Annotated in this window: 16 protein-coding genes, 1 tRNA gene and 2 pseudogenes; 8 read left to right on the top strand and 11 right to left on the bottom strand. The window is 70.4% G+C overall.

What is annotated here, in order from left to right; translation table 11 throughout:
- Positions 1-136, top strand: a pseudogene (locus KBZ04_RS09840) (septum site-determining protein MinC); the annotation flags it as partial.
- On the opposite strand, the gene KBZ04_RS09835 reads toward KBZ04_RS09840, so the two are convergent.
- Genes KBZ04_RS09835 through KBZ04_RS09825 form a run of 3 tightly spaced genes read right to left on the bottom strand, consistent with a single transcriptional unit; the run spans position 126 to position 2,327 of the window.
- Positions 126-740: a chromate transporter gene (locus KBZ04_RS09835; RefSeq protein ID WP_254991761.1), complete on the bottom strand. Its 615-nt coding sequence runs from the start codon at positions 738-740 to the stop codon at positions 126-128. The pseudogene KBZ04_RS09840 and the gene KBZ04_RS09835 sit on opposite strands and share 11 nt — an antisense overlap.
- Positions 740-1,336, bottom strand: coding sequence for a chromate transporter (locus tag KBZ04_RS09830; RefSeq protein ID WP_254965307.1), 597 nt, complete (start codon positions 1,334-1,336; stop codon positions 740-742). The genes KBZ04_RS09835 and KBZ04_RS09830 overlap by 1 nt, the downstream gene beginning before the upstream one ends.
- Positions 1,329-2,327: a phospholipase D-like domain-containing protein gene (locus tag KBZ04_RS09825; RefSeq protein ID WP_254991760.1), complete on the bottom strand. Its 999-nt coding sequence runs from the start codon at positions 2,325-2,327 to the stop codon at positions 1,329-1,331. The genes KBZ04_RS09830 and KBZ04_RS09825 overlap by 8 nt, the downstream gene beginning before the upstream one ends.
- Positions 2,328-2,420: 93 nt before the next feature.
- Here KBZ04_RS09825 and minD point away from each other — a divergent pair, with 93 nt between their 5' ends.
- The 5 genes and pseudogenes from minD (at position 2,421) to KBZ04_RS09800 (ending at position 4,435) form a co-directional block, all read left to right on the top strand.
- Positions 2,421-3,254, top strand: a complete 834-nt coding sequence (minD, locus tag KBZ04_RS09820; RefSeq protein ID WP_409995958.1) for a septum site-determining protein MinD — start codon at positions 2,421-2,423, stop codon at positions 3,252-3,254.
- Between the two features lie 5 nt (positions 3,255-3,259).
- Positions 3,260-3,514: pseudogene (minE, locus tag KBZ04_RS14355) on the top strand (cell division topological specificity factor MinE); the annotation flags it as partial.
- 202 nt (positions 3,515-3,716) lie between these two features.
- Complete coding sequence (locus KBZ04_RS09810) at positions 3,717-3,920, top strand: response regulator transcription factor (RefSeq protein ID WP_254991758.1); 204 nt, start codon at positions 3,717-3,719, stop codon at positions 3,918-3,920.
- A gap of 23 nt (positions 3,921-3,943) precedes the next feature.
- Positions 3,944-4,015: transfer RNA gene (locus tag KBZ04_RS09805), tRNA-Thr, on the top strand.
- Positions 4,016-4,078: 63 nt separating this feature from the next.
- Positions 4,079-4,435 (top strand): hypothetical protein, encoded by a 357-nt coding sequence (locus KBZ04_RS09800; protein ID WP_254991757.1) that lies wholly within the window; start codon positions 4,079-4,081, stop codon positions 4,433-4,435.
- Positions 4,436-4,441: 6 nt separating this feature from the next.
- Here KBZ04_RS09800 and KBZ04_RS09795 read toward each other — a convergent pair whose 3' ends face one another.
- From KBZ04_RS09795 to KBZ04_RS09770, 6 genes are read right to left on the bottom strand one after another with little or no spacing between them, the layout of a single operon-like run.
- Entirely contained in the window at positions 4,442-5,110 is a 669-nt protein-coding gene (locus tag KBZ04_RS09795) for a TMEM165/GDT1 family protein (protein ID WP_254991756.1), read from the bottom strand.
- A 59-nt stretch (positions 5,111-5,169) separates the two neighbouring features.
- Entirely contained in the window at positions 5,170-5,322 is a 153-nt protein-coding gene (locus KBZ04_RS09790) for a hypothetical protein (protein WP_254991755.1), read from the bottom strand.
- The gene (locus KBZ04_RS09785; protein WP_254991754.1) at positions 5,322-5,924 is read right to left on the bottom strand and encodes an L-threonylcarbamoyladenylate synthase; all 603 of its coding nucleotides are present in this window, start codon (positions 5,922-5,924) and stop codon (positions 5,322-5,324) included. Before KBZ04_RS09785 ends, KBZ04_RS09790 begins: the two co-directional genes overlap by 1 nt.
- Complete coding sequence (gene prmC / locus KBZ04_RS09780; protein ID WP_254991753.1) at positions 5,921-6,856, bottom strand: peptide chain release factor N(5)-glutamine methyltransferase; 936 nt, start codon at positions 6,854-6,856, stop codon at positions 5,921-5,923. Before prmC ends, KBZ04_RS09785 begins: the two co-directional genes overlap by 4 nt.
- Positions 6,857-6,898: 42 nt before the next feature.
- On the bottom strand, positions 6,899-8,062 hold the full coding sequence (locus KBZ04_RS09775; RefSeq protein WP_254991752.1) for a DNA-processing protein DprA: 1,164 nt from the start codon (positions 8,060-8,062) through the stop codon (positions 6,899-6,901).
- A gap of 37 nt (positions 8,063-8,099) precedes the next feature.
- Positions 8,100-8,564 carry an acyl-CoA thioesterase gene (locus KBZ04_RS09770; RefSeq protein WP_254991750.1) on the bottom strand — a complete coding sequence of 155 codons (465 nt, stop codon included), beginning with the start codon at positions 8,562-8,564 and terminating at the stop codon, positions 8,100-8,102.
- Between the two features lie 71 nt (positions 8,565-8,635).
- Here KBZ04_RS09770 and KBZ04_RS09765 point away from each other — a divergent pair, with 71 nt between their 5' ends.
- On the top strand, positions 8,636-9,487 hold the full coding sequence (locus KBZ04_RS09765; protein WP_254991764.1) for a universal stress protein: 852 nt from the start codon (positions 8,636-8,638) through the stop codon (positions 9,485-9,487).
- A 7-nt stretch (positions 9,488-9,494) separates the two neighbouring features.
- Here the strand turns inward: KBZ04_RS09765 and psbM are convergent, their stop codons facing one another.
- Positions 9,495-9,602 (bottom strand): photosystem II reaction center protein PsbM, encoded by a 108-nt coding sequence (psbM, locus tag KBZ04_RS09760; protein WP_015109223.1) that lies wholly within the window; start codon positions 9,600-9,602, stop codon positions 9,495-9,497.
- Between the two features lie 27 nt (positions 9,603-9,629).
- Positions 9,630-10,130, bottom strand: coding sequence for a 2Fe-2S iron-sulfur cluster-binding protein (locus KBZ04_RS09755; protein WP_254991749.1), 501 nt, complete (start codon positions 10,128-10,130; stop codon positions 9,630-9,632).
- Between the two features lie 193 nt (positions 10,131-10,323).
- Here KBZ04_RS09755 and KBZ04_RS09750 point away from each other — a divergent pair.
- On the top strand, positions 10,324-10,403 hold an 80-nt coding region (locus KBZ04_RS09750; RefSeq protein ID WP_254991763.1), incomplete at its 3' end, for a hypothetical protein.

Genomic DNA, 10,403 nt, shown 5'->3' with positions numbered 1-10,403 from the left:
GCCCCTGCAACTGCGCATCGCCGATGTGGTGGCCCGGGGACCGGAGTGTCTGCCGCCCCCCGGGCTGGCCGAGCATGCCCTGCTGGTGGTAGGGGAGATCCGTATCGATCCGGCGCCGCCGGACTTCAGCGGTTGATCAGACCGAAGGCCCCCAGTCCGCCGGCCACGGCCATGAACCACAACGGCGAGATCCGGGTGCGCAGCATCAGCACGCACACCAGCAGGGACACGACAACGCCGGCGGCGTTGGTGTCGGCAGTCTTGAGGATCTTCACCCCCACGGCGAACAGAATGCCGAGGGTGATGGGGCCGAGGCCCCGCTCGAAGGCCACCCGCCAGGGGGAGTCCCGCAGCCTGTTCCAACTGAGGCAGGCCACCACCATCAGCAGGGTGGAAGGCAGCAGGATGGCGATCTCAGCGCCGTAGGCGCTCAGCAGGGCCCAGCCGGGGCCCTCGGGCCAGCCGGCCCCCATACCGAGCAACCCCACGATCATCGAGCTCGGGCCTGGAGCCGCTTCAGCCAGGGCGTAGATGTCGGCGAACTGGGAGGGCCGCAGCCAGCAGTACTGCTCGACGCTGAGGTGATGGTATTCCGTCAGCAGGGTGTTGCCGCCCCCCAGGGAAAACAGGGACAGCCCCAGAAAGGTGCCCATCACCTGCAGCAGATGACCCAGGTCATTGAGCCGCATCGGGGTGCAGCTCGTGGCAGCGGAAGCGACCGCGATCAGAACGGCCGGCATCAGCGGCGCTCCCCCTGGGGTGCAGGGGGATGGGACGGCCGGGGCCAGTACCAGGCCATCGCCAGGGGACCGGCCACGAGCACCAGGGGCACCAGGCGCACGTGGAAGAACGTCATCAGGACGAAGGTGACAGCCGCCAGCACAAGGGCCATCGGATCCTTCCAGTACTGGTCGAGGATTTTGAACCCCATCGAGAGCGCCATCCCTGCCGCCGCCGCCACCACGCCCGCCAGCACCCGGTCAAGCGCCGGCAGCGTGTGGAACTGGAAATACAGCAGGCCGACCCCCATCAGCAGGGTGAACGGCACCAGCAGCATGCCCGCCAGGGCCGCCAGGGCCCCAGGCAGGCCGCGGAAGAACGTGCCCACGTAAACGGCCATGTTGATCTGGTTGGGACCAGGGAAGAGCCGGGCCACGGTGAGTCCGGTGAGGAACTCCTCGTTGCTCATCCAGTGGCGCTGTTCCACGATGATCCGCTGGCTCCAGGCGGAGAGGCCACCGCCGAAGGCGGAGAGGGCCACCATGAGCATGCCGGTGAACAGCTGCCGCAGCCCGGGCGGGGAGGGCGTTGTGCCGGGGGCGGGGGATTCAGTCATGCACGAAATGGGGATCCGGCGGCAGTTCCCCCTCCTCGTGGCAGCTGGGATCGAGGGGATCGGGGGCGTGGTACTTAGAGGCCGCCTCCCAGTCGATCTCAAACATCTCCTTCAGCCGCGCCACCACTTCGGGAGCATCACTCTCGATGCCCAGTTCCCGACGCAGATCAAAGGCGCTGCGATCGATGTTCATCGAGCCCGTCTGGGCGAAGGCCCCGTCCACCAGGATCAGCTTGGCGTGCAGCTTGGGGTGCTGCTGACGCCGCACCTTGACGCCGAAGCGCTCCATCACCCGCAAAGAAGAGAAGGTGTCGTAGATGTCCCAGTCGCTGATGCCGTGCTTTCCGCCGCATAACACCCGCACCTTCACGCCCCGCTCCCGGGCACTGATGATCCGCTCCAGGATCACCGCATCGACGAACTTGGGGTGCTGGATCCAGAGGGTGCGGGTGGCGGCATCGACGATGCGGGCCATCTGTCCGCGGCTGTGGGCGCTGCTCCAGACCAGTCCCAGGCCGAGATCGGGTTGGAAGAAGATGCGCTGCCAGTCGGCCTCGAAGCCGGCGATCACCTGCGCCACCACAGCCGGGTTGTAGGTGAGCACCCCGTAATCGCGGGTTTCGGTGAAGTATTTGTCAGACAGGTTGAAGGTGGCCACCAGGGCGGTGTGCCGGTCGACCACCATCGACTTCTCGTGGGTGACGGGGAACGCCTCACTGGTCCAGGCGGTCTCGATGCCCCAGGACTGGAGGCGGGCGAAGGCCTCGTCGTTCCAGCGGTCGCCGCCGGAGGTGTGGGGATTGAGCATCACCCGCACTTGCACACCGCGCTGCCGGGCACGCTGCAGGGCCTCCTCCACCGCCTCCGACTGCAGCTTGAACTGCTTGAGCAGCAACTGCTCGGAGGCCTCCTCGATCAGGGCGACCACGGCATCCACACCGTCGTCGGGCATCACCAGCAGCCGCTGGGGCCGGTGGGGGGCGGAGGTCATCGAGGCACTCAGGGGGGAATGGGCCTTTCTAGCGGCAGTTGCGGGCCTTGGCCCAGCCGCCCCGCCCGATGGGATTAACCTGCCGCGACGCCCGTGGACGCCGTGACGTCAGCACCCGCCCGCATCATCCTCATCTGCTCCGGCAAGGGGGGCGTCGGCAAGACGACCCTGACCGCCAACCTGGGGATCGCCCTGGCCCGGCTGGGGGAACGCACCGTCGTGCTCGATGCCGATTTCGGCCTGCGCAACCTCGATCTGCTGCTCGGCCTGGAGAACCGCATCATCTACACCGCCCAGGAGGTGCTGGCCGAAACCTGCCGGCTGGAGCAGGCCCTGGTGAAACACAAGCAGGAGCCCAATCTGGCCCTGCTGCCCGCCGGCAACCCCCGCATGCTCGAGTGGCTCACCCCCGAGGACATGCAGCGCATCGTCGCCATGGTGGCCGAGCGGGCTGATTACGTTCTGATCGATTGTCCGGCGGGGATCGAGGACGGCTTCAAGAACGCCGCCGCCGCCGCCCGCGAGGCGATCGTGATCACCACCCCTGAAGTGTCGGCCGTGCGGGATGCCGACCGGGTGATCGGCCTGCTCAACACCCGCGGGGTGGCACCGGTGCAGCTGGTGCTCAACCGGGTGAGGCCGAAGATGATGGCCAGCCAGGAGATGCTGGGTGTCGACGACGTCACCGACATCCTGGCGCTGCCCCTGGTGGGGCTGGTGGTGGAGGACGAGCAGGTGATCGTGTCCACCAACCGGGGGGAACCTCTCACCCTCAACGGCAACGGATCCCCCGCCGCGAAGGCCTACCAGAACATCGCCCGGCGCCTGCGGGGTGAGGACGTTCCCCTGGAGGACCCCTCCAAGGCCCGCAGGGGCCTGCGTGCCCGGCTGATGAACAAGATCCGCAAGACCACCGGTCTCTTCTGAGCACCATGACCCTGTTCGATTTCCTCCAACGGTTGCTGGGGCGCCAGAAACCCAGCGGGACCCTGGCCAAGGAGCGGTTGCAGCTGGTGCTGGCCCACGACCGCAGCGATCTCAACCCCGAGCTGCTCGAGCAGATGCGCCGAGAGATCCTCGAAGTGGTGCAGCGCTACGTGGAGATCGACCTGGAGGAAGGGGACGTGAGCCTGGAGACCGAGGACCGGGTCACCGCCCTGGTGGCCAATCTGCCGATCAAACGGGCCCGGCCCCTGCCGGCCCTGGTGGCGGCCGCCGCCGCCGTGGGCATGGCCGAAGCGCCCGATGGCGAACCCGCCCCGCAGGAGCTGGCCGTTCCCCTGGCCAGCGAACCGACCGAGGACCCCGCCGCCGCCGATCGGGACTGAGGCAACGCAGCCTGGGCGACCGCCTGCGGGAACGCTGCAGGAAGTGCAGCGATGGCAAGTCTTGTCGGACCCTTTCCCGGTGGCCATCACCCCGGCCGAACAACGGGTCCTCGACCTGTTGCGCCGGGGCGACAGCAACCGCCACATCGCCGCCCAGCTGGTGCTGAGCCCGCGCACGGTGGAGTGCCACGTCTCCCACCTGCTGGCCAAGACCGGCTGCCGCAGCCGCACCCAGCTGCTGCTCTGGTCCCTGGCCCAGGGATAGGCTGGGCCGGGCCAAGGGCCCATGCCGGCTTAGCTCAGTGGTAGAGCAGCGCTTTTGTAAAGCGAAGGCCATCGGTTCAAATCCGTTAGCCGGCTTGCCTGGACAGGGGAACGGATCCGCCGCCTTTACCATCTCCCCAGCACAGCGAACGGGAGGCCATGTCATGCCATGCCTGGCTGGTGGGGGGGCTGATCGCCCTCGCCGGGGACCTGGCCCAGGCCCCACCGCCCCCGGCGCCGCCGGTTTCGCCTCAGCAGCCTGCTCAGCCGGCAGCCCGCTCCGGTGCCGAGATCCTGGGCCGTCCCGGCATCCGCACCCGCTACGTGGATCCCAGTGGTCCGGCGCCAACGGCCGGGGCCAAAACGTTGCCGGCCGTGGGCCCCCCGGAGCGCCCCCTGACGGTTCCCGTCAACGAGCGGGTGGATTTCACCCCGACGATGGAGGAAGGCCCCTTCCAGCAGCCCACCCTGCGGGGGCTGTTCCGCTGGGATCTGCAGCAACCGGCTTCCCGCTGAAGGGCGTCAGCCGATGGCCTGCCACAGCGACAGCAGGCCGAAGGCCAGGAACAGGCCACCACTGAGGCGGTAGAGCACCCTCTCGCTGATCCTGCCGCCGATCCACTGGCCCGCACCCACCGCCAGCCAGGTCACCAGGGCATGGCCCAGCAGGGTGCCGGCCAGCAGGCCGGCAAAGGTGAAGGCCGGCGCCGCCGCCAGAAAAATGGTGGCGAACTGGGTGCGATCCCCCAGTTCAGCCAGGAACACCAGCACGAAGGCCTCCCAGATCACGGCGCCGGGACCGCGGATGCCGCCATCGCTCTCAGCCGCGTCGATCGCCGCCTCGGCCTCCTGGGCCTCCTCCTTGGCGGCATCGGCGGGCAGGCCGGCGGCATCCACCAGCAACTTGACGCCGAACCCGAGGAACAGGGCGGCCGCCAGCCAGGGCACGACGGTCTGGGGCAGCCATTCCCTGAGGCCGTACCCCATGCCGAGGGACAACAGGGTGACCAGGCTGAGGGCCGCGAAGGCCCCGACGAACACCCAGCGGGGGCGATGGCGCGCCGCCAGGATCAGGGCCATGAAGAAGGTCTTGTCCCCCAGCTCGGCCAGGGTGATGGCGGTCAGGCTGGAGCCGAAGGCGGCGAGTCCGGGATCGCCGGCGCTGGCAAGGGTCATGGGGGCGGTCGGCACGCCTCCGTCGGCGCCAGGGGGTGGATCCGGCCGCGGGCCGGGCCTTCCGAATCAGGGCATCATGCTCCGGCGAACAGCCAGAGCAGCGACGCCAGAGCCAGCCAGGCCAGCCAGCCCAGGTTGAACACGGGTGTCAGCAGATGCACCAGGGGCACCAAGAACCAGTGGCTGAGGCCCACCGCCAGAAGCACCACTAGCAGGAGCGGCAGCATCAGGCGCCCCCCGGCCCCGGCGCCGCGGCGGCCCCTGGCCTGAGCACCGTCCATTCGCTGCCACGGCCGGATCCCGGCTCCGGCCCCCGCCAGGCCAGCACCGTGCTCGCCTGCCCGGATCCCGCCGGCCAGGGCAGGGGCTCGAGCAGGGACAGGGTGGGGAACTGGTGTGCCGCCTCAGCCGCCGTGGTGGCCGGGGGTTCGCCGGACCGGTTGGCGCTGGTGGTGGCCAGGGGGCCGCTGAGGTGCAGGAGCTCGCGTGCACGCTCGCAGGCCGGGACCCGCAGCCCCAGGCTCGTACCGCCCGGGTGGAGATGGCTCGTCAGGGCTCCGGCGATCGGCAGCACCAGGGTGAAGGCCCCCGGCCAGCTGCTCCGGGCCTGCTCCAGCCAGGCCTCCTGCCAGGGCACCCCCAGGGCCTCGACCAGCTGGGGCAGGTCGGCCCCCATCAGGATCAGCGGCTTGTCGGCAGGACGCTGCTTCAGCTGCCAGAGAAGGGCCGCCGCCTCGGGCCGGGCGGCCAGGGCCGGCAGGGTGTCGGTGGGGAACAGGACCGCCTCCCCCGCCGCCAGGCAGCTGGCCAGATCGGCGGGTCCGTTCATCGGGCGCCGGGCCTCCAGCCACTGGCGAAGCGGGCCCGCCCTTCGAGGTCGGCATGCGCCGCGAGCCGTTCCAGACCGGCGGCGCGCAGCAGCTCGCCGACCGCCTCGCTCTGGTCGTGGTGATGCTCCAGCAGCAGCAGGCCGCCGGGGGCCAGGCCCCTGGCGCCGCCGGCCACGATCGAACGGATGGCCGACAGCCCATCGGGGCCGCCATCGAGGGCCAGGCGGGGTTCATGATCCCGCACCACCGGCTCCAGCGCCGAGACCGTGGCGCTGGGGATGTAGGGGGGGTTGCTTACCACCAGATCCAACGTGCCCCACCAGGGCGCCAGCGGCTGCCACCAGTCACCCGCCAGCAGGTTGACGCGGCCCTGCAGCTCCCAGCGGGTGAGGTTGGCGCCGGCCTGGGCGAGGGCCTCGGGGCTGGCCTCCACGGCAAATCCGAGGCTCTGGGGAAGGCTGCGGGCCAGGGCGATCGCCAGGCAACCGGAGCCGGTGCCCAGGTCGGCCCAGCGGCCGACGGGGCGCTCCTCAGGTCCAAGGGACAGGGCCAGATCCACCAGCAGTTCCGTTTCCTGACGGGGGATCAGCACCCCGGGGGCCACGGGCAGTTCCAGGTCGCGCCAGGGGCAGCAACCCACCAGGTACTGCAGGGGCTCATGGGTGTGGAGGTGGCGGCGCCAGAGGACTTCCAGCCCCTCCAGCGAACCTTGGAGGCGGACCTCGGCCTCCGGATGGCACCACAGCGCCTGCAACCGGCTCCAGCGCAGACCGGCGCCCAGATCCAGCAGCCAGTCGAGGGCGGCGCCATCCCCACCGAGGGCCAGCAGGCGACGGCGCCAGGCCAGCAGCTCCGACGCCGTGATCAGCGGGGCGTCAGGGCCAGCCGCCGGGGGCGCAGGGACGGGGACGGTGCCGACCTGGGAAAGCATGGGGAGAGCCTAATCAGCATTGGCGATTAGGCACTGGCGGCCTCAGCAGGGGCGCCAACAGAGGCCGGCCTCGGCCCGCAACAGCCCGGCCAGCTCCAGCTCCAGCAGCCGGGGCATCAGCTCGGCCATGGGGCGATCCAGGGCCAGGCTCAGCTGCTCGAGGCTGGCGCCACCGCCCACCGCCTCCAGCAGCCCCTCGGCCTCCGGCCCCTGGAGCCCCCAGGCCAGGGCAGGGGCGGCGGCGGGGGGCCGCGGGGCCAGGGGACCCCTGCCCAGCTGGCCGATCAGGTCGGCAGGGAGCAGCAGGGGGGTGGCGCCCCTGGCCAGCAGACGGTTGCTGCCCATGGCCGAAGCGCGGCCGGCATCGGCCGGCACCACCCAGAGCGGCATCTCCAGCTGCCAGGCCAGTTCGGCCGAGTGCAGCGCCCCACTTTCCACCGGGCACTCCACCACCACCACCGCGGCCGCCATGGCCACCAGCAGGCGGTTGCGGGCGGCGAAGCTGCCGGGGCGGACGCTGCCGCCCTCGGCCAGCTCACTCATGAGCAGGCCCTGGCGGGCCACCTCGGCCTGGAGCGCTGCGTGGTGCAGGGGGTAGGCGCGGCCCAGCGGTGTGCCCAGCACCCCCACCGGCGCCCCTCCTGCCGCCAGACATCCCTCATGGGCGGCCCCGTCGATGCCTTCCGCCAGACCGCTCAGCACAGGCCAACCCGCCTCGGCCAGGGCGGCGCCGATGGCGTGGGCCATCGAGAGGCCATGCAGGGACGGACGCCGGGTGCCCACCACCGCCACCGAGCGGCGCAGGCCCAGATGGGGCCACAGGCTGCCCCGCCCGCGCCAGCACAGCTGCAGGGGGGGGCGCCGCAGCTCCCGCAGACCCGCGGGCCAGCCCCGATCCCCGGGCACCAGAACCCCACGGCCGAAGCGGCACCGGGGCGCGAAAGCCTCCAGGGGCCGGGGGCCCCAGCGATGGCGAAACCGCTCCACCACCGCCACCAGCCCTCGCCCAAGGCCCGGCACCGCCGCCAGCTCATCGGCTGGCGCCTGCCAGGCGGCCGCCAGCCCGCCACAGCTGGCCTCGAGGGCCCGCAGCCGCTGCCAGCCGAGGCCGGGGCAACGGCTCCAGAGCAGCCACCACAGGCGCCGACGCCGATCCCAGACCGGGGCCCCGCGGCGCGGGAAGACCCCCTGCACCAGATCTCCCATCCTCGCGCCCCATCGCCTGAACAGCAGTACAAGCGTACTATGGCTGGATGCTGGCGTCGGGCGGGCCGGAGCGCAGGATCACCAGGGCCTGCTCCAGATCCTGCGGCAACCGCCGCAGCAGGCGCCGCTGCGACGGGCCACTGGAGAGTTCCACCAGCACCAGGTCGACGCTGGCTTCCGCCGCCACGTCCCCAACGGGGCCGATGAACTGGCTGTGCCAGGGCAACCTCACTCCCCGCCGCGGCAGCACCCGGCTGCGGATCTCGACGCTCTCGCCATGGAGCAGGGCCCGGCGGTAATCGATGCGCAGCCCCACCACAGGCAGCTCCAGCCCCCGGGCGGAGAGGGCGCTGTAGGCCAGGCCCGCCCCGGCCAGGGCCTCGACGCGCGCCTCCTCCAGCCAGGCCAGATAGGCCCCATGCCACATCACCCCGGCATGGTCGGTGTGCTGGGGCAGCACCCGCCGCCGCAGCGGCCACCAGGCCTCATCCGAACACTGCATCACGGTCTGCACCACGGGGGATGGCGGAAAGGGGATCAGCCATAGGCTGATGCCCAGCCACGTTGATGTCCGTGTTCCGCAACCTGCTGATCGCCGATTCCGGCAAGGGCCATGTCGAGGAGATGGTCCGCCTCCTGCGCGACATCCCTCCCTGCCGCCAGGCACGGATCAACCTGCTGCACGTGATTCCCGAGCAAGGGGGGCTCGACCTCGAAAACCATCGCCAGCAGGCCGAGATTCTGGTGAAGGAGGCGATCGAGCGCCTCGGTCTCACCCCAGGCGAGGTCAACACCGTGGTGCGCGAGGGCGACACCAAGCTGACCGTGCTGAAGGTGGCCGATGAGCTGGAGGCCGATCTGATCGTGATGGGATCAAGGGGCCTGGGGAGGCTGCAGTCGATCCTGGGCAACAGCACCAGCCAATACGTCTTCCAGCTTTCGACCCGGCCCATGCTGCTGGTGCGCGACGACCTCTACGTGAAGGCCATCAACCGCGTCCTGGTGGCCATTGACGGCACCGGGGTGGGCGATGACGCCCTGCGGCTGGCCTGTGAGCTGGTCCAGGGGATCCCCGGCGGCAGCCTCACCGGCGTGCACGTGTCCCGTCAGGACATCACCCCCTCCCGGGGGGGGCGCACCCCCGGCGATGAGGTGCTGCTGAAGGCCATCCAGCGGGCCCGCAGCTTCGGGGTGGAGATGAAGGGCCTGCACCGCACCGGTGACATTGCCCGGGGCGTCTGCGGCACCGCCGAGGACGTGAAGGCCGATCTGGTGGTGATCGCCTCCCAGGACCGTCGGCCACTGGTGGCCAAGGGCCTGGTGGATCTCGACAAGCTGCTGGGCAGTTCGGTGAGCGATTACATCCGCGTCCATGCCCCGGCCCCGGTGCTGCTGGTGCGGGAGCCGGAGGGGCGGTCGCGCTGAACCGGGATCAGCCGCCCTGGCGGCTGTTCGTCTGGATGTAGAGAATGATCAGGAAGACGGCGGGAACCAGAACGAACAGGAGGCTGGCAACGAAGCCGAGGTCGTTGGTTTCCATGACTGCTGGAGAGGTTCTGAGAAGGTATCACCGCCCATCGGCGGGAAGGACGCCCCCTTCATCGCTCGTTGTGGATGGAGCCCCGGCTGCTTCAGGAGACGTCTCTGACGCCCCGGACTCCCCATCCTCAGGAGCGGCGGGGGGCTCGGGCCAGGCGGTGGGCCCCTCCGGCAGGGGCAGGGAACGGGCACGGCTCAGTTCCCCCTCCCGATCCCCGAGTCCCACCTGGGGCCTGGTGAGCACCATCACCGATTTCTGCACCAGGGCCTGACAGGCCAGGCGCCAGGTCTGGGGACGCCGCTTGAGCTTCAGCAGTTCCACCGAGGTCTGCTCGGTGAGGGCGTTGTCGGCGCCCCCCTCCACCACCTCGACGAAGCAGGTGATGCACTGACCGCAGCCGCCGCAGTTGCCCAGGCGGCCCTTGAGGCCGTAGAGCTCGATGCCTTCGCGCAGGGCCACCTCCCGGAGGTTCTCCCCCGGATAGCACTCCACGTCACGCTGCTCACGCACGAAGCGGATCACGGGCATGGCGGAAGCCTCACGGGGGGCGGAACGGTTCCCATTGTGAATCGCGCCGTTGCGGTCCGTTACCTGGGGCCCCGTGGTGCGGCCCGCAACCCTTACCATCGCCAGCACGGATCGGTAATCACCGAGCGTCTCCTTAGCCGTCTTCGCCCCGGCGATCGGCTTCGGCAACTGTCAACCCAGACCTGACCCCCCAATGGGATTGCCCTGGTACCGGGTGCACACGGTCGTCATCAACGACCCGGGCCGACTGCTGGCCGTGCACCTCATGCACAC

The sequence above is a fragment of the Cyanobium sp. N5-Cardenillas genome (genome assembly GCF_024345515.1).
GTDB lineage: Bacteria > Cyanobacteriota > Cyanobacteriia > PCC-6307 > Cyanobiaceae > Cyanobium.
Note: the sequence above shows the minus strand (reverse complement) of the source record. Positions and strands in the feature narration are given on the sequence as shown.